Genomic DNA, 18,533 nt, shown 5'->3' on the forward strand with positions numbered 1-18,533 from the left:
AAAATCGTGTTAATTCCAAGGGAGTAGTCTGCCTAAAAATAGAGATTTGTAGCCCCAAGTTCTAGAAATACAATTTTAAGAAGTAAAATGAACAAAATTCCTTAGAAAGTTTAAAAACTATAATTGATTTTTGGTTAAATGCATGAACTCAGAGATGGTATGAATAATTCAGGTTTCCTTATTTCTTTTCCGTTTTTGAATAGGCTTCATATGTTTTTAACACTTCTAAAAATTGATCTTTAGAATGAATTCGAATACCTTGGATTAATTCGTCGTGCTTGCGGCTTTCGAGCTTTTTAACATCTATTTGAAAGAAAGATTGAATAACTTCCTTTGTTTCAGGCTTTCCATTAAATATTGATAATACCCCATCCCCATCAATTCCAAAGTATCCATTCGTTTTTAACAATGGCGAAATATCATCAACCTTTCGTTGAAGAACAATCCTTTCTTTACTTTGATCAATTAACTGCCAGCTATCATATGCAGCCCAAAAATCTTCCATCGAGAGAATGGTTTCATTTGTTACTTCTTCACTTAATTCTCCATCTAAGTAAACCCGCTGCAAAACCACTTTTACCGTTAACGGCTCATCACCTATTTTTTCGAAAGCTATTACTTGGTTACCGTTTGGATACAATCCGAACATAAAAATCAAACTGCAAACGGTAAGGATGCGACTTAGATGAAACGTTCTCATCAATCTCACCTCGATCATTAAATTCTTCAAAAGCCTACTATCATTTGAATCTAATCTGGTTCTGTTCAATTATATTGTGACCAATAATAGAAGTTTTAACCAACTTATCATCTAAATTACGCAATCCAAAACCTTCCACAACATCTGATAAGCTTTAAACTCTAGAAATAATAGAGAATAACACTTTTAAATATTCATTTCTTCCATAGGCTATTTCATTACGCTTCCTTTACTTAAGCTCATATATTGTTAATAAAGGAGGGGTTATAATGAATAGTTGGATATTCTTATATTTAGCCGCAATTTTATCAGGCTTTGCTTTAATTAAGGTGCCATTAGCAGGAACATTTTTAGCTAGTATTGCACCATTTACTACAGTTGTTGGAGTATTAACGGTTTTGGTTTTCTCAGCGGTTCTTATTTATAAAGGCATCAGATATTTATTTTCAAATAATTAGTTTTATATAGAAAATTAAAAGTCACTCAGGTACAGCCAATTCCCCTTTACTGAGTGACTTTTTTATTGGGAATTCCATAATCTTTACACTCAGGTTAAATGCTCTTTTTCATCCCGCATGCCCTGCATTCCCTTAGAAAAATGAAATCCTTAACAGAACTTTTAAATAAAGTATTCCCGCAATTATCACAGCGGCCGCTGATCTCGTCAGGGTATTGTTTAAAATCATATACAATCGATGTATCAATTCCTTTTGTTTCTCGTTTTATTTCTTTGTCTTCCATTCGATCACCTGCTACATAAAATTTTAAAAAAACTTCATATATCATACCATATTTTATGGTTCGTTTTATCATAATAAAAAGGGTCGACCCCAAACACAATATAAGAACTTAGTTCCATATCGGTTTTAGGAAGTCAGACCCTTTTGAGGCTGCCTTTATTCGTTTCTATCTCCATTGAATGGGCGTTGCATTGCATTTCCAAGATCATTCATAAGATTGTTTATATCATCATCAATTCTTGTGCGGTCAACACCATTTTGAATATTATTATCTATGTTACGAACACGGGTAAAGGTTCCTTGATCTGTCACAACCTGAACATCCCGACCATCAGCCATTTTACGAACATTATTTTTGATTTTATTCTTTAAATTGTTTTCATTAGCAGCATCTGTTTTAACTGCAACTAAAATGCTATTTTCAGTAACCAAGACACGTGCATCATCAACATTGTTCATTTTCTCAACAGAAGCCCCTATTTTTCGTGAGATTTCATTATCTTCACGATCATTATTTCCTTGTTTATTTAAATGGCCATGGTAATTTGTATCTGTACGTCTAAATCGATTATCTCGAACAAGTCCATCATCCCGGTCACCTAAAGGAACTGTTGGATTGTCCATATTTTGGTTGTTATTACGATTATTAACCCTACGGAAATAATTGTTTTCATTATTCATACCATCCATCATTTCCGTTACTGGGCCTTCATTATCCACATTGGTATCTTCATTTGAATAGTAACCCATGGGTTGAGTGTTATCATTATACCTTGTATCTAATGCACCCTCATTATTATTACAGGCTGTTAAACCCGATGTAAGAAGTGCGATAGCTGTAAATGCTGAAGCTTTTTTCTTGTTTATCAACACGATTACCCCCCTGTAGGTACTTTCAAAGAGCACAATATCGCGCTCATTAACTAGCTTGTACCTTTTACAGGGAAATCAATCTGTTAGTTAACGGTAATATTGGAGACAGGAAAAAGCAGAGGTATCTCCATTACCTCTGCAAATTTAATCGGTTTAATCTTCGTCGTTATCTTCCCTGCTGTCATAATCAGGCATTTCAAACATTTGCCCGCCCTGTGCCATTTGCTCTGGGGAAAACCCTTGTGGACTCATGAATTGTTGCCCTTGAGCACTCATAAACTGCTGTCCTTGGTCACCCATAAATTGTTGCCCTTGTGGTTGTGGACCCATGAATTGTTGTCCTTGATAACCACCAAATGGTTGCTGCATTGGATAGCCAACTGGATGCATCATTGCAAAGCCTCCGTATGGCTGCTGCATTGGATAGCCATACTGTGGCATTTGTTGATATGGACTCATCTGCGGAGCAGGTCCGCCGCACCCGCAATCCTTCTGGTCATATGCTGGAGAAAGGGCTTCATTTTCATAATCATCGTCATCATACGGATCATCGTATGCTCCTAAAACTTGGCTAGGATGATGAAATCCCGGACCTGGTAATACTGGAGACACCGGTACACCTGCATATGGATTTACTGGGAACCCATGACCGTAATGTGCAGCAGGCGCAACAGCTTGCGGATATGGCATATTTGGTGCATAAGGACCTTGTTCATCATCATCGTCATCATATTCCGCAGGACTAACTGCGGTTGGGTATGGCTGTTGCGGCATTGCCGGACCGAAACCATATGGCATTGGAAAATATGGTCCTGGTGGACATAATCCACTGCCAGGTAATACTGGTGAAACAGGTACCATATATTGTGGTGCTACACAATGTGGCTGATACATGGCTGGTGCAACATTTGTTGGCATTGGCATGTAAGGCATATTCGGTAGATTCGGCATATTTGCCATATCTTTTGAATCCTCCTCTTGTTGTAATGGTGATGTGTAATATGGCTGCTCCTTAAATTGCTCCTTAGGCTGTTCTTTAGGTAAATCTTTTGGTAGCTCTTTAGCTGGGACTTTATAGATGTCTTCATCATCCTTCATTATATCTGGTAATACATTTTCCGGTTTTGGCGGCAATTGCGGATTTGGCATTTGCGGCATCATCGCCATATTCACCGTATAATAATTATTCATATCGATTCCAGTATATACCGGATGCTGAATATTAGGTACAGGCGGTATATAAGGTTTTGATGGTTTTTCCGTTTTTACATCTTTTGGTGCTGTATCTTCTACATCTACTGCCTCTTTAGGTTTTTCTTTTGCAAAAGGATGTTCAACCTTAGGCATTTCTTTTTTTATCGGCATTTCTTTTTTCACTGGTGCTTCCTTTTTTAATGCTACATTACCAGAAGGTACTTTAATTTTCATTCCAGGCATGATTAAATCAGGATTGCTTAATTGGGTGTTCATACTTTTTAACTCTTCGAAATCAACCCCATATTTTTTTGCAATTTTCCAAAGAGTATCGCCCTTTTGAACAATATGAATTTTCAACGCTTTCCCTCCTAAACATAAAAATAAATAACCATCAGAAAGCTTTTTCTATACTGATGGGCTTCTGACTCATCGAACTAATGATAAAATCGATGATGTTTTTCCACCTCATAAACAATAAGCATGATGTCATTAATCTTCATCACAATTTATGAAGAAAAAACAGAAAATATGATTAAACTCGTATTAAAAATTGGATAAACCTATCCACTTTTATCATTTTTATGCTTAATGAGGACATTTTATTAACCGCAAAACTTTCATGATTTATATACATAAATAAAAATGAAGGAGGAAAAATACTACAATCATACTTAAAGGATTGGTTAAATGCTTAAAATAGTGATGACATTTGTTTTAATAAATTTGATAGTACCTAATAATGAAGTTCATGTAGAAGCAGCGGAAAAGGAATCAGTTACAATTGCAATGCGTAACAATGCTTTAAATGCAACCATTCAATTTTTTAATGCTCAAAAAAACTGCAAGACGGACAAAATGTCAAAGTATTCAATCGACATTCAGAATGTCGATCGTAGTAGTTATGATCAAACATTTTGCAAGAAAAATCCTTTACAAAAGGCAGAAATAACGGACCTTACTGTTGTTTCTAGTGACCTTGCTTTAGCATCGGTACATTTAGATTTTGAAGACCAAGTCATTGTTCAGACATTCCCAGTTATTAAAAAAGAAGGAAAATGGAGAATTGTAAAAGGTGTATATCGAAAGCAAGCAGCGGAAAAAACGATGAATATTGGTATGCTTAACGGAATTAAAGGTTATTTTAGCAGCATTCATTCAGGGAATGAAGCTGCATTAAGGAAGTATGCTAGAAAGTTTAATAAAGATCATGAGCAAATAGATAATCGTGATAGAATATCGGCGCTTGAATATAACATACATAATGTAACCACTCTAACAAATACAGCATCGATTGTTGACATTTCCGTCATAAATGGCAAACAAGTAAACATGATAAAATACGTTGTTTATAAGGCAGATAACAATTGGAAGGTGATTGCCGACAGGCATTTAGTTAAAGCTGTAATCCCTAAAAATGCAAATCCTGTTGAGGTAAAATAAGGAGTTTTTGAAAGCATAAGGGTCAGTTCTCCAGTATAGAGGGACTGACCCAATTTTGTATTTAAACATTTGCAAGCATGCGGTCAAGTGCTAAAACGGCATCCTTTGTTATTTGCTCAGGCACTACAATTTGATTCGTGATTTCTCCTTTTTCTAAGCCTTCAAGCGCCCAAAGGAGATGTGGGAGATCAATCCGGTTCATTGTTAAACACGGGCACATATAAGGATTTAATGATACGATTTTCTTGTCCTTGTTTTGCTGAATTAAACGGTTTACAAGGTTCATTTCTGTTCCGATCGCCCATTTTGTACCTGATTCTGCTGCTTCAATCATATCAATAATATACTTTGTTGAGCCTGCATAATCAGATAAGCCAACAACCTCACGACTGCATTCCGGGTGGACAATAATGTTCATATCCGGTTCTGTTTTGCGAATATGTTCAATATTTTTCACTGTGAAGTTTTCATGGACTGAGCAATGGCCTTTCCAAAGAATAACAACGACCTCTTCAATATTCCCATCATATTCTAATTTGTTATGAATTGGGTTCCAGATCGCCATTTTTTCTAACGGAATCCCTAAATCATACGCTGTATTTCTTCCTAAGTGCTGATCTGGTAAAAATAAAATTCTTTCCTTCTTAGTAAATGCCCACTCTAACATTTTCTTGGCATTTGAAGAGGTGACTGTTGCACCGCCGTTTTTTCCAACAAAAGCCTTAATGGCAGCTGTAGAGTTTACATAGGTTAAAGGAAGAATCGTATCACCAAACAATTGCTGGAGCTCCTCCCATGCCCGGTCGGTTTGTTCAATATCAGCCATATCAGCCATTGAGCAGCCAGCTCTCATATCTGGTAAAATCACCTTTTGGTTCTCAGTAGTTAACATATCAGCCGTTTCAGCCATGAAATGAACACCGCAAAACACAATAAATTCAGCTTCTTTATTGGCTGCAGCGGCTTGTGCTAGCTGCAGGGAGTCACCTGTTACATCAGAAAACTGCACAACCTCATCTTTTTGATAATGATGCCCCGGAATATAAAGCCTTGTGCCGAATTTTTCTTTAATTTCGCGTACGCGACGTTCCATTTCCTCCGTTGTACGTGTTTTATAGGATTCTGGCATCATTTCTCTTTTCTCATGTTCAAGAATATCTAATAATTCCATTTTCTGACCTCCTATTTAACATTCAAGCTTATATCTAACGATTTATATGAGTGTGTTAATATACCTAAGGATATATAATCGACATTTGTATGACGGAAATCAGCTAAATTATTTAGTCCAATTCCCCCAGAAGCTTCTGTCACAATATGTTTTGGCGTTAGTTCAACAAATTTTGCTACCTCTTCTGGTGAGCGGTTGTCAAACATGATAACATCTGCTTCAGCCTCAATTGCTTCTAGCAGCTGCTTTTCGGTTTCAATTTCCACTTCAATTTTCACCATATGACCTGTTTTTTCCCTTACCTCTTTTACAGCATTTATAATCGAACCTGCAAAGGCGATATGATTGTCCTTAATCATGACCCCATCATAAAGGCCAAAGCGATGATTAAAACCACCGCCGCAACGGACAGCATATTTTTCAAACATTCGCAAACCGGGAGATGTTTTTCTTGTATCGCAAATTCTTGTATGATCTGATTGAAGGAGATTTACTGCCTTATTTGTTAAGGTTGCAACCCCGCTCATCCGCTGCAATAAATTTAATATCACTCGTTCCCCGCTCAAAATCGTGCCGACCGGTCCCTCGATTTCCGCGATAATATCACCCTTGGTAAGTTTGTCGCCGTCACGTTTTTTTAAGGTTACATCCACCTTTTGCTGAAATAAGGAATAACCTGTTTGAATCACATCAATTCCAGCTAAAATTCCATTTTCCTTAGCAATTATGACAGCCTCTCCCCTTGCTTCAGGACCAAATATCGTTTGACTTGAAACATCCAATTCACCTAAGTCCTCTAGAAAAAATTCCTCAAGTTTCTTTTTAAATTTAATCACGTTCATCCGCTACACCCCTACGTACATTTCATTTTTTGTTCGGATCAGCTGCTTTTTTCGCCATTCTTTATCATTCATGTCAGGAAAATCAATTCTGAAATGTCCGCCTCTGCTCTCCGTTCTGTTTAATGCCGAGGTGGAAATTAGCCAGCCGATTGTTATCATATTGATGATTTCAATTTGTTGAGTTGTGAAATCCTTCACATTAAATGCCCAAAAAGAGCATTGCTTCTGATAACTCTCAAACCAATTTACCGCATATGTTAGCTCTGCTTCCGTTCGCTGAATTCCAACATATCGGGTCATAATGCCTTGAATTTGTTTCTTTGTCGGTAATTCACAGCTATCTGTACTTGCAAATTCCATGCTATCATCAACGGCCATTACAGGTTGATCAAAGGGTAAGGATAATATATGGCCGGCGACTCTTTTTCCGAAAACAAGTCCTTCTAATAAAGAGTTGCTAGCTAAACGATTTGCACCATGAACTCCCGTACAAGCAGCTTCACCTATTGCAAATAATTTCCTAATATTTGTTTCGCCATTCTCATCCGTGCGAATTCCTCCCATTAGAAAATGCATACCTGGTGCTACGGGTATTCTCCCATGTTTTAAATCAATACCATGTTGTTTACACATACGTGAAATCGTTGGGAATCTCGTTACAAAATTTGAAAGCATGGATATATCAAGGAATACTTCATTCCCCTTTTTCATCTCGAAAAAAATCGCTCTTGAAACGACATCTCTAGGCGCTAAATCTGCTTGTGGATGGAGCTTATCCATAAACGCTTCTCCATGCTGATTAATCAAGACAGCTCCTTCACCGCGAACAGCTTCTGAAATGAGTCCAACACATTGCCCATTAATTTGAAGCATCGTCGGATGGAATTGGATAAATTCCATATCAGCAATTTCCGCTCCTGCCCGATACGCCATAGCAATCCCGTCACCTGTGATCACATCGGCGTTTGATGTATGGCCATAGACAGCCCCACATCCACCGCTTGCTATAATCGTGTTACTTGCCAAGTACCGTTTAATCGTTCCATCTATTCTCTTAGTAAAAACACCGCAACATACACCATGCTCAACAATTAATTCTGTTGCCATTTCATTTTCTATGATTCTTACCGAGGATTTTGTTGCTTGATATAAAAACTCAGTAATGGCTCTTCCTGTTGCATCTCCTCCGGCATGAATTATTCTATGATGGCTATGTGCCCCTTCCTTCCCTAGAAGAAATTGACCATTTTGATCACAGTCAAAGCTCATGCCTCGTTGGCACCATTCCAAAATTTCATTCGGGCCTTCTTGGACAAGATACTCAACATTTGTTGGATTATTATGATAACACCCTGCCACTAACGTATCTTCAAAATGATTTTTCCAGGAATCATTTTTATGAATCACAGCGGCTATTCCACCTTGGGCAAGCATTGAGTTGCTCTTTTTCCAAGATGATTTCGTAATAAGTGTTACTTGTTTATGTCGTAAGTGGTATGCAGCAGAAAGGGCTGCGATTCCACTGCCAATGATAATGACATCTGATTGAGGCATACATGGCACCCCCAGTAAATTTACACCTGTCTTGACACCTATATTTACATATATTTAAAATAATGACAAGAGTTTTTTTATACGATTAGAATTTACTCCTTAAGGATACGTATAAAAAAACGATGACTTTCCCATCAGAACATGACAATAATCCATTTTTTTAATTATAAGATTTCATAGATTATGAAAAACATGGGGTGAAACCATTGATCTATCTTGATTACGCAGCAACGACTCCTATGAGTGATCATTCGTTAAACATATATATAAAGGCAGCAAAAAATGCATTTGGTAACTCAAGCAGTTTACATGATATTGGCGATATAGCCGCAAGGACTTTACAGGCTTCGAAAAAGCTTATTGCAAATATGATTGGCGGGAACGAAAAACGGCTTTACTTTACAGGCAGCGGGAGTGAAGCGAATATTTTGGCCATACAATCACTATTAAATGGAATTCATCCATCTAAAAATCATATTATTACGACCCAAATTGAACACTCATCACTTTATACTTTTTTTAAAAGACTGCAAACAGAGGGCTTCGAAGTTAGCTTCTTGAAGCCAAATAAACATGGACAAATCTCAATTGAAGATGTGATAAACGAGATTAAAGATCATACGGGATTGGTTTCCATTCAGCATGGCAACTCTGAACTTGGTGTTATTCAGCAGATTGAAGAAATCGGTCTATGTTTAAAAAAGCAAGGAATCTTATTTCATAGTGATTGTGTTCAAACCTTTGGTAAACTGCCAATCCATGTGGAAAAGGGATATGTTGATGCCATTTCTATCTCCAGCCATAAAATTTATGGACCGAAGGGAATCGGTGCTGCCTATATCGATTCTTCCGCATACTGGAGGCCAGTAATTCCCGGAACGACCCATGAGTCAGGCTTCCGTCCTGGGACAGTAGATGTTCCCGCAGCTGCCGCGTTCGCTGCTGCAGCAAAAGATATCTCAGATAAAATGAATGAACATTCAAAACATTATCTAGAGCTGAGAAGCCAATTCATACACGCAATCAAGCCATATAAAGACAAACTAATCCTTTTAAATGAAAACAGTGAGCATATCCTTCCGAATATTTTACCTGTGATTGTCAGTGGAATTGAAGGACAATATTTGATGCTTGAATGCAACCGATATGGTTTTGCCATTTCAACTGGAAGTGCCTGTCAAGTCGGCATGCAAGCACCTCCCCGCTCACTTCTTGCCTTGGGAATTGACGAGCAAAAAGCAAAGCAATATATTAGAATATCATTAGGGGAGCAAACAAAGGCTAAAGAGCTAGAATCATTTACACGAACTCTTATTAACATCATCGAACATTTTTAAGAGACTGGCAGCTTCTTTTAATCGGGAAAAAAGCGGTCATTAGTTAATATATTAATCGAATTGTTGAAAGGATGATCTTTGTGAAGACGGAAAAAATTTTAGGAGATGAGCGACGAGCCATGTTATTGGAATTGCTTTCTAATACAGACAAGCCGATTACTGGCGGAGAATTAGCCAAAAAAGCAAATGTCAGCAGACAAGTTATTGTGCAGGATATTTCCCTTTTAAAAGCTAAAAATTACCCCATTATGGCTACAAGCCAGGGATATGTGTTTTTATCAAAGCAAAATGACCACTCTAACCTTTTTGAACGGATCATTGCCTGTAAGCATGCCCCTGAACGGACAAGAGAAGAATTAACCATCCTTGTTGATCATGGTGTGTTTGTAAAGGAGGTCATTGTTGAGCATCAAGTATATGGCGAATTAACAGCCTCTGTTATGGTAGGTAATCGAAATGATGTAAATGAATTCATCAAAAAAATAGACCACTCTAATTCTGTTTATTTATCACAATTAACAGAAGGGCTTCATTTGCATACCTTGCAAGCTGATTCACTGGAAAAACTAGATCGTGCATGTGAAGAACTTGATAAAGAGGGATTTATAGTTAAGGACTAAAGAACAGCAGGATCAACATTTCAAGATCCAGGTGACTTTTGATTCACCTGGTTTCTTGAAAAAAGGTACTAAACCTCTTTTTCGATATTTTGTTTAATCGAGTATCCTTCATAAGACCCAAGCAGCTTTACACTGCAGCCTAAAGCTTCAAGCTCAGCAATTGCACCTGGTATAAGGATTTCGTCGACAAGCATATCAAGATCAATAATGAAAAAATAGTTGCCTAACCCTGTTTTCATCGGTCTTGATTCAATTTTTGATAAATTTAGCTTCCGCCATGTAAATGCTGATAACACTTGATGTAATGCCCCTGGCTGATCTGAAGGCAATGTCACCATCAGTGTCGTTTTTTCTTTATCAGGCTTTAAATACGGACTACAATATTCCTTATTTTTTAAAGGATTTAAAATGGCAAATCTCGTATGGTTATAGTGATAATCATGGATATTCGCCTTTACAATTTCTAACCCATATTCTTTTGCTGCAAGTCTATTTGCTATCGCCGCTACAGGCTCTTCTGGATGCTGGCTAACATAGCTTGCTGCCGCTCCTGTTGATGTTGCATAATCATAGATTATCCCTTTGAAGGTATTGTGCAAAAACTTATGACACTGGGCAATCGCATGTGAGTGAGAATAAACTCGAGTTACGTTCTCCCAATCCTTTACTCTTGCTGGATGAACCATCAAATGCTGTTCAATTGGTGCAACAATTTCTCCGACTATGTATAATGGTCGTTCATGTATCAAATAGTCAAATGTTAAATTAACAGAGCCTTCTAATGCATTCTCAGTAGGAACAACAGCAAAATCAATTTCACCATCCGCAACAGCATCAATACACTGAGGAATCGTGGTAAACCCTACCTGCTCAACCTCTTCTCCAAAAAATGCTTGCACAGCTAAATGGGTAAATGTTGCTCTTGGCCCTAAAAAGCCTATTTTTAATGCCAACTATCTTCAACTCCTTATGCTCCCTGGCCAAGTATCTCTACTTTCTCAACAAATTCCAATCTTCTGAGCTTAGCCATCAAGCGATTGATATCTTCTGTCATTCCATTCGTATTAAGAGAGAGTGTAACATTTGCACGTCCTTGAATGGGAATGGTTTGGTGAATGGTTAACACATTACATCCAGCAGTGGCAACAACCGATAACAATTGGGATAATGTACCACTGCGGTCCTCAAGATGAAAAAAAAGTGTGATAAGCTTTTCTTTTACCATTGTATGGAACGGGAATACAGCATCACGATATTTATAAAAAGCACTGCGGCTCATATCCACACGCTGAACAGCTTCGGCTACAGAATCTACTTTTCCTCTTTCTATTAACTTCTTTACTTCAAGAGTTTTTTTCATCGCTTCCGGCAAAATATCTTCGCGAACTAAAAAAAACGTAGCGTCCTTCATTTTCTCCCTCCCAACATTTTTCTTAATGTAGATAATTTATCACAATATTAGCTAAATTTCTTCTTTTTTCTTAATTTATTTTTTAAAACGATGAGAAGGACATAAAGTTTTCACCTTCGTACAAAAAAGAGAGCCAAATGATCAGCTCTCAGGCACAATATTAAATCATTATTCAACAAACTCAAATTCGTAATCAAGCAGTTTTACAATATCACCGTCTTGTGCTCCTCGTTCTCGTAAAGCTTCATCAACACCTAAACCACGAAGCTGTCTAGCAAAGCGGCGAACTGATTCTTCTCGAGAAAAGTCTGTCATTTTAAACAGTTTCTCAATCTTTTCACCAGAAAGGACATATGATCCATCACTGTCGCGAGTAATCGCAAAGTTCGGCTCTTCCTTTTTAAATTCATATACTACCCGGTGCTCGGCAGGTTCTTCCTCAAATAACGGAAATTCAGGTGTGCTCTCCAATGTATCAGCTATTTCAAATAACAGTTCACGAACACCCTCGCGAGTAATCGCTGAGATCGGGAAGATTTTCACATCATCCTCAAGCTTTTTCTTGAACTCCATTAAATTATCTTCAGAATCTGGCATGTCCATTTTATTGGCAACAATAATTTGCGGACGCTCTGTTAACCGAAGATTGTATTCCTTTAACTCTGCATTAATGGTTACATAATCGTCATAAGGATCTCTGCCTTCTAACCCAGACATATCGATAACATGAACGATAACACGTGTTCTTTCGATATGTCTTAAGAATTGGTGACCTAATCCGACACCTTGGTGAGCACCTTCAATTAAACCAGGCAGATCTGCCATGACAAAGCTTCTACCGTCTTCTGTTTCAACCATTCCTAAATTAGGAACAAGGGTTGTAAAGTGGTAATCTGCAATTTTCGGCTTCGCAGAAGAAACGACTGATAATAAGGTTGACTTTCCTACACTCGGGAAGCCTACTAACCCTACATCTGCCAACACCTTTAATTCCAAAATAACATTTCGCTCGATACCTGGTTCACCATTTTCCGACAGCTCCGGGGCAGGATTTGCAGGTGTTGCAAATCTTGTATTCCCGCGGCCCCCTCTGCCGCCTTTGGCAATGACTGAACGTTGTCCATGCTCAGTTAAATCTGCAATAATTTGTCCTGTTTCTTCATCCGTAACAACCGTTCCAGGAGGAACCTTTACGATCATTGGCTGTGCATTTTTGCCATGCTGGTTTTTTGACATACCATGCTCACCGCGAGGAGCTTTAAAGTGACGTTTGTATCGAAAATCCATTAAGGTTCTTAAACCCTCATCTACTTCGAAAACGACGTCAGCACCGTTTCCGCCATCACCGCCAGCCGGGCCGCCTTTTGGCACATATTTCTCACGACGGAACGCTACCATTCCGTTTCCGCCATCGCCGCCTTTTACATATATTTTGACTTGATCGACAAACATTTGTCTTCCTCCGTTCTAAATCCCAAATGAAATAACTGTAGTTAGCTCATATGTATCAACGTGATATTCATTCACAACCAATCGTGAATGATCAACTGCTTTTAACCAATTTTCGATTTGATCTGTCTTATTTATTATGCCATTAAAATCAAAAAAGAAACGAACCCCAGCTTTATCAGAATCTAAATCGATCGTAATGCTCACATGGTTTTCACTGCATCTATCGACCGTATTTTCTAGTATATCCAAAAAGCTCCTGCTCCATTGGGTCACTGACTCATCGAATGGTTCCAAAGACCGTACATCCCCTAAAATTTCATATTCAAGCAACAAATGATGTTTGTTCCAATTATATGTGAGGAGATAACTTGCAAATTCGGGCATTTTCAAATTACAGAGTTTTGATTCATGTTGGGCTTCCATAATGACTTCTTCTATTATATCGTTGACACGTTCATATTTTTGCAGGGATAGATTACCTTTAATTAATTGTAGTTTATTCATCCAATCATGACGAGAATGACTTAAAAGATCGACAATGTTCCATTCGTTTAAATTATTTTTCATACTCATTTTATTCTCCTAGTTCTTATTAGAAAACTTGGCATGTCTTGATAGGCTGTACTATGAATTATAACAAACATTGATTTGGAACATAAGGGAAATTGTAACAATCGTCATTTATTACAACAAAAAAACCCTAACCCAAATTTTCAGGTTAGAGTCTTTATTACAAACTTATGCTTCTTGTGCTACAGGGTATACGCTAACTTTTTTGCGATCGCGTCCGAAACGTTCGAATTTAACGACACCATCAACTTTTGCAAATAGCGTATCATCACCGCCGCGGCCAACATTTTCACCTGGGTAAATTTTTGTACCGCGTTGACGGTAAAGAATTGAACCACCAGTTACGAATTGCCCATCAGCACGCTTTGCACCAAGACGTTTCGCGATAGAGTCACGACCGTTTTTAGTCGAACCTACCCCTTTCTTAGATGCGAAGAATTGAAGATCTAATCTTAACATGAAGTTCACCTCCTATTTAGTTGATATTCGATACAGAAATATATTGTCCATACTCTCTTTCAATCGTTTGAAGTGAAATCAGCATACCTTCCAACAAAAGTTGAACTTTATCACTTGTTGCTTTGTCAAGGTCAGCAGGCAATTTCACGTGTAAATAGCCGCCATCCTCGCCTTGCTCAATTTGTGGTTCAATATTTGTTAATGACAGTACTGCATTGACAGCACCAAAGGTAACAGCTGAAGCCCCAGCACAAACTAAATCTTTACCATGCTCATCAAATTCAGCATGTCCAGATAATATGAACGATGTGATAAGTCCCTCATTTGAACGATAAATTTTTGCATTTATCATATTCAAACAGCCTTACGCGTTGATTTTTTCGATAACAACTTTTGTGTATGGCTGACGGTGACCTTGCTTTTTACGTTGATTTTTCTTAGCTTTATATTTGAAGACAGTGATTTTCTTTTGACGACCATGTTTTTCAACTTTACCTGTAACAGTTGCTCCGTCAACAGTTGGGCTGCCAACCTTCACATTGTCTCCACCTACGAATAAAACTTTGTCAAACGTAACAGTTTCACCTTGCTCAGTACCAAGCTTTTCAACATAAATTACTTGGCCTTCTTCAACTTTTAGTTGCTTTCCGCCAGTTTCAATAATTGCGTACATTCTCTGCACCTCCTATAAACTCAGACTCGCCAAAATCAGGTGAATGTCTAAACATTGCTTAAACCTTATTCTGAGCGGTTGTAGCACGGGTGCGCTACAAGTCATAACATTAACCATAATATCAAATACCTTTGAAATATGCAACCATTATTTCAAGCTTTAAGCCTTTCTGTGATTGAGCTCAAGCTGCCAATATGTTTTATTCGATAATTAGGTATGGGACTTGTTAAAGTTGAACACAGTATTTTAAAGTGTAACGCTTCTTCAAGCTGCTTTTTATGGTTCTTGTTTTCACCTTGAAGCAGTTGGATTACATCATCAGTCGCTTCAACCCAGATCGCTTCCTCGTCCATGAATTGATACTCCCACAGTTCTCGCTCAAGCTTATAGGTAACACTCTCGGCAGATGGAATTCGCCCTGTTCCATGACAGACTTCACATCGGTTTGTAAGACTTTCCTGAATCGATCCCCGTACTTTTTTTCTTGTTATTTGCAAAATATTCAGTTCGGTAAAGCCAATTATTTTATGCTGGACACGATCCCTCTTCATCTCGCGAGTGACCGTATCGACAATTACTTCTTGGTCTTCTTTATATCTCATATCGATGAAATCGATTAAGATAATTCCGCTAAGATTTCGCAATCTTATTTGTTTGGCAATTTCAATTGCAGCTGCTTGATTTGTTTTTAGTACCGTGTCCCTCATCGAAGATTTCCCAGAGAATTTCCCTGTATTTACGTCAATAATTGTCATTGCTTCCGTTTGTTCGATCACAATAAATGCCCCGTTCTTTAGCCAAACAGTTTGTTTTAAGAGTTTGTCAATCTCTTGTTCAATCTTATGTGTAGAGAAAATCCCTTCTTTTTGATCATGATACATAACCGTGACATTTGGATATTGCTGTTTTAAATGCTGTACTGTCTCAATTTGATCGCAAATTATCATGTCTTTAGGATGAAGTGCTAGTTCATTTACAATGCGGTCAACAAAGCTTCTTGCCTCAAATATACATTCAGGTACTTTAGCATTTTTTCTAGACAAAGAGGTGAACTGCTTTTTGAGCTTTATATATTCTTCAGTAAGCTCCTCCTTTGTTTTATGTAAACTCGCTGTACGAAAAAGAAGCCCCTCTTTTCCCTCGCGGAGCTCATCAGCAATTGTTAATAATCTATTTCTTACTGCCTCATCTGTAAGTTTTTTTGAAACAGCAAGATAATCACCAAATGGCATGTATACTAAAAACTTACCGCCAAATTCAAGATTTGTTGTTAGCTTCGGTCCTTTTTGATCTGTCCCCTCTTTGACAACCTGGACGAGCAGCTGATCACCCTCTCTTACATAATGGGAGATTGAAGTTTTAGAACCATGGTTCACTTCATACTGAAACGAGATTAAATCATTGCGATGTAAGTATCCGTTTTGTTTTAAGCCGATATCAACGAAAGCAGCCTGCATACCGGGAAGAACCTTTGTCACTCTTCCAACAAAAATATTGCCAACAACCTCGTCTTGATAAGAATTCGTTTGATGAATTTCTGTTAATTGATTCTCCTCAACAACAGCACAACGAATTTCGTTTGTTTTTTCATTAATAAACAATTTCCGCACTGCTTATACCCTCTTTCTATAAGAAAAGGGACAAAAGCTTTTGCTAAGCTTTCACTTCCCAGATAGATACCTCTATTACTATATCATAGAAGCTGTTTACGAATGAAGGTACAGGCTAATATCAATAAGCGTAGACTAAATCTCCTACCTTTGAATCGGTAAGCTTATTTGCAAAATAGGCATGGAGCAATTCATTTTCATCCATTTCCGATACTTTTGAACCATTTCGTTCCACAATGATTAAGTGTTTGCATCCCCGTTGAAATTGAAGCAACACATGGAAAATTAACTCTGACTCATCTACGACAATCGGCTTTAAACGGTAAATGGTCTCTTGTTTGCCATAGTAGCGTTCCATTAAAAAGCGCAAACAGCCATACATTCGATTCTTATACTCTTGATATAAACTGTAAATGAGGAAGGAGGTAATAATCCATGCATTCAAATGATTCGGTGAATATACTAAAACAACTGCTACGTAATTGAACAAGAAAAAGAGTGACACTCCAATCATATATAAATGTGCTCTTTTATATGGCCAATAATTTGAGAAAAGAATAAATAATAGCTTGCCGCCGTCTAAAGGCCATACAGGCAGCAAATTAAAGAATAAGATCGATAGATTATAAAACGTAAACAATTGATAATCATCTGCACTAATTATATTCGCTGTCAAAAGCAGATAGGCTGCCCCCTGAAGCCAAATATGCTGAATCGGACCTGATAATACAACAATTAACTCTTGTTTCAATGAACGATTTCCATGCTCATCAACCACAGCAACCCCTCCAAACGGGAGGAGCATGATTGATTTAATACGCCAAGAAAAAAAATGAGCACTTATTGCATGGCCCATTTCATGTACAAACACAATCAGCATTAAAACGAATACCGTTTTAAAGTTTGCTGTAATGACACTTATTCCAATCATGACCCATAACAATGGATGAATATGGATTTTTAATAAGAGAGTTAAATAGTTATTCAAATGGGATCACCTTGTTCGGGTCAATAAAATCATCACCCTTTTTTATAGCAAAATAATAGGTGCCTTTTTGATTTTCATTTAATTTTGTTTTTCCTAGCTCTTTTCCTTTTTCGACAAAATCATAAAGAGCTACATCAATTTTTTCTAAATTTCCATACCATGATTCTGTCCCATCTGCATGCTGGATGACGATTGTAAGACCATTATCCGATTTTTCACCCGCTTCAACAACAATTCCTTCATTAATTGCCTCTACAGCAGGGCGATTTGTCTCTACCATAATCCCCTGTCCGTTGTCTTCAAAGGTTTCAAGGACTTTCCCAGTTGCTGGTACAGATAAATCAGCGGTTTCAGTTTGATTTTCCTTTTCATTATCACCTGATGTTGGATTAAAAAGGGCTAATGGTTCGCCAAATTGTTCCTTATACCATGAAGATACAGCAGCAAATTGAAACTCTTCTTCAAGTGAATAACTGACCGCTGATTGTACTTTTTGGAAAAGAGGTGCTCCATTTTTAAAAGCGATTGCAGCCACTAATACGATCACGGCTGAAAATAATACTTTAAACATGAATACTTCTGCACGGAAAAGCGGATGACCGCCATTCCCATTGCCAGGGCCACCTTCATACGTCGGCGGCGAATATACGCCATATCTCTCCTCGTCACTTAAAAACAAGGAAGTTCGCTTTGTTGTTTCAGGATCATTTCCTAATCCTCTTTCACGTTTTCTTTTCGCAATTCTTTTTTTCACTTCATCCGCTCGATGACTCATCCCCATCAATCCTTTTAGTCAGTTTGTACAAGTTTATGCCTTGTCCTGAAAGGATATGATTAAATTTTATCGCTTAAAAAAACAAAAAAACTAGTGGTTTAAATCAACTCTTAATAAAAGT

At 37.7% G+C, this 18,533-nt stretch carries 21 protein-coding genes and 1 other annotated feature; of the genes, 4 read left to right on the forward strand and 17 right to left on the reverse strand.

Features of this window, described 5'->3' with window-relative positions:
* Positions 1–178: 178 nt before the first annotated feature.
* Positions 179–700, reverse strand: coding sequence for an intercompartmental signaling factor BofC (locus tag Q1B07_RS07240; RefSeq protein ID WP_299091663.1), 522 nt, complete (start codon positions 698–700; stop codon positions 179–181).
* Between the two features lie 269 nt (positions 701–969).
* On the opposite strand from Q1B07_RS07240, the gene Q1B07_RS07245 reads away from it, so the two are divergent.
* Complete coding sequence (locus tag Q1B07_RS07245) at positions 970–1,158, forward strand: hypothetical protein (protein ID WP_299091666.1); 189 nt, start codon at positions 970–972, stop codon at positions 1,156–1,158.
* Between the two features lie 94 nt (positions 1,159–1,252).
* Here the strand turns inward: Q1B07_RS07245 and Q1B07_RS07250 are convergent, their stop codons facing one another.
* The 3 genes from Q1B07_RS07250 to safA form a co-directional block, all read right to left on the reverse strand.
* Positions 1,253–1,441 (reverse strand): hypothetical protein, encoded by a 189-nt coding sequence (locus Q1B07_RS07250; RefSeq protein ID WP_299091668.1) that lies wholly within the window; start codon positions 1,439–1,441, stop codon positions 1,253–1,255.
* A gap of 155 nt (positions 1,442–1,596) precedes the next feature.
* On the reverse strand, positions 1,597–2,310 hold the full coding sequence (locus tag Q1B07_RS07255; RefSeq protein WP_299091671.1) for a YhcN/YlaJ family sporulation lipoprotein: 714 nt from the start codon (positions 2,308–2,310) through the stop codon (positions 1,597–1,599).
* A gap of 156 nt (positions 2,311–2,466) precedes the next feature.
* Complete coding sequence (gene safA / locus Q1B07_RS07260) at positions 2,467–3,867, reverse strand: SafA/ExsA family spore coat assembly protein (RefSeq protein ID WP_299091674.1); 1,401 nt, start codon at positions 3,865–3,867, stop codon at positions 2,467–2,469.
* Between the two features lie 330 nt (positions 3,868–4,197).
* On the opposite strand from safA, the gene Q1B07_RS07265 reads away from it, so the two are divergent.
* Entirely contained in the window at positions 4,198–4,950 is a 753-nt protein-coding gene (locus Q1B07_RS07265) for a hypothetical protein (RefSeq protein ID WP_299091677.1), read from the forward strand.
* Between the two features lie 61 nt (positions 4,951–5,011).
* Here Q1B07_RS07265 and nadA read toward each other — a convergent pair whose 3' ends face one another.
* From nadA to nadB, 3 genes are read right to left on the reverse strand one after another with little or no spacing between them, the layout of a single operon-like run.
* Complete coding sequence (gene nadA / locus Q1B07_RS07270) at positions 5,012–6,121, reverse strand: quinolinate synthase NadA (protein WP_299091679.1); 1,110 nt, start codon at positions 6,119–6,121, stop codon at positions 5,012–5,014.
* Positions 6,122–6,132: 11 nt separating this feature from the next.
* Positions 6,133–6,963, reverse strand: a complete 831-nt coding sequence (gene nadC, locus Q1B07_RS07275) for a carboxylating nicotinate-nucleotide diphosphorylase (RefSeq protein ID WP_299091682.1) — start codon at positions 6,961–6,963, stop codon at positions 6,133–6,135.
* Positions 6,964–6,966: 3 nt separating this feature from the next.
* Positions 6,967–8,517 (reverse strand): L-aspartate oxidase, encoded by a 1,551-nt coding sequence (gene nadB, locus Q1B07_RS07280; RefSeq protein WP_299091685.1) that lies wholly within the window; start codon positions 8,515–8,517, stop codon positions 6,967–6,969.
* Between the two features lie 206 nt (positions 8,518–8,723).
* On the opposite strand from nadB, the gene Q1B07_RS07285 reads away from it, so the two are divergent.
* Complete coding sequence (locus Q1B07_RS07285; RefSeq protein ID WP_299091688.1) at positions 8,724–9,854, forward strand: IscS subfamily cysteine desulfurase; 1,131 nt, start codon at positions 8,724–8,726, stop codon at positions 9,852–9,854.
* Positions 9,855–9,925: 71 nt separating this feature from the next.
* Positions 9,926–10,474: a transcription repressor NadR gene (locus Q1B07_RS07290; RefSeq protein ID WP_299091691.1), complete on the forward strand. Its 549-nt coding sequence runs from the start codon at positions 9,926–9,928 to the stop codon at positions 10,472–10,474.
* Between the two features lie 68 nt (positions 10,475–10,542).
* Here the strand turns inward: Q1B07_RS07290 and pheA are convergent, their stop codons facing one another.
* From pheA to Q1B07_RS07340, 10 genes are all read right to left on the reverse strand, one after another.
* The gene (pheA, locus tag Q1B07_RS07295; RefSeq protein ID WP_299091693.1) at positions 10,543–11,427 is read right to left on the reverse strand and encodes a prephenate dehydratase; all 885 of its coding nucleotides are present in this window, start codon (positions 11,425–11,427) and stop codon (positions 10,543–10,545) included.
* A 14-nt stretch (positions 11,428–11,441) separates the two neighbouring features.
* Positions 11,442–11,885 (reverse strand): ACT domain-containing protein, encoded by a 444-nt coding sequence (locus tag Q1B07_RS07300; RefSeq protein ID WP_299091696.1) that lies wholly within the window; start codon positions 11,883–11,885, stop codon positions 11,442–11,444.
* Positions 11,886–12,053: 168 nt separating this feature from the next.
* A complete protein-coding gene (obgE, locus tag Q1B07_RS07305) occupies positions 12,054–13,337 on the reverse strand; it encodes a GTPase ObgE (protein ID WP_299091698.1) in 1,284 nt (427 codons plus the stop codon).
* A gap of 15 nt (positions 13,338–13,352) precedes the next feature.
* Positions 13,353–13,910 (reverse strand): sporulation initiation phosphotransferase B, encoded by a 558-nt coding sequence (locus Q1B07_RS07310; RefSeq protein ID WP_299091701.1) that lies wholly within the window; start codon positions 13,908–13,910, stop codon positions 13,353–13,355.
* 165 nt (positions 13,911–14,075) lie between these two features.
* Positions 14,076–14,366: a 50S ribosomal protein L27 gene (rpmA, locus tag Q1B07_RS07315; protein ID WP_046515783.1), complete on the reverse strand. Its 291-nt coding sequence runs from the start codon at positions 14,364–14,366 to the stop codon at positions 14,076–14,078.
* Positions 14,367–14,382: 16 nt separating this feature from the next.
* The gene (locus tag Q1B07_RS07320) at positions 14,383–14,718 is read right to left on the reverse strand and encodes a ribosomal-processing cysteine protease Prp (protein WP_299091710.1); all 336 of its coding nucleotides are present in this window, start codon (positions 14,716–14,718) and stop codon (positions 14,383–14,385) included.
* Positions 14,719–14,730: 12 nt separating this feature from the next.
* Positions 14,731–15,039 carry a 50S ribosomal protein L21 gene (gene rplU / locus Q1B07_RS07325; RefSeq protein ID WP_299091711.1) on the reverse strand — a complete coding sequence of 103 codons (309 nt, stop codon included), beginning with the start codon at positions 15,037–15,039 and terminating at the stop codon, positions 14,731–14,733.
* A gap of 12 nt (positions 15,040–15,051) precedes the next feature.
* Positions 15,052–15,129 (reverse strand) — a sequence feature (ribosomal protein L21 leader region).
* Between the two features lie 62 nt (positions 15,130–15,191).
* A complete protein-coding gene (locus Q1B07_RS07330; protein WP_299091713.1) occupies positions 15,192–16,649 on the reverse strand; it encodes an Rne/Rng family ribonuclease in 1,458 nt (485 codons plus the stop codon).
* 121 nt (positions 16,650–16,770) lie between these two features.
* Positions 16,771–17,637: a M50 family metallopeptidase gene (locus Q1B07_RS07335; RefSeq protein WP_299091715.1), complete on the reverse strand. Its 867-nt coding sequence runs from the start codon at positions 17,635–17,637 to the stop codon at positions 16,771–16,773.
* Positions 17,630–18,412 (reverse strand): M23 family metallopeptidase, encoded by a 783-nt coding sequence (locus Q1B07_RS07340; RefSeq protein WP_299091717.1) that lies wholly within the window; start codon positions 18,410–18,412, stop codon positions 17,630–17,632. Before Q1B07_RS07340 ends, Q1B07_RS07335 begins: the two co-directional genes overlap by 8 nt.
* Positions 18,413–18,533 lie beyond the last annotated feature (121 nt).

Origin of the sequence: uncultured Metabacillus sp. (assembly GCF_947503125.1) — a bacterium.
Taxonomy (GTDB): Bacteria; Bacillota; Bacilli; order Bacillales; family Bacillaceae; genus Metabacillus.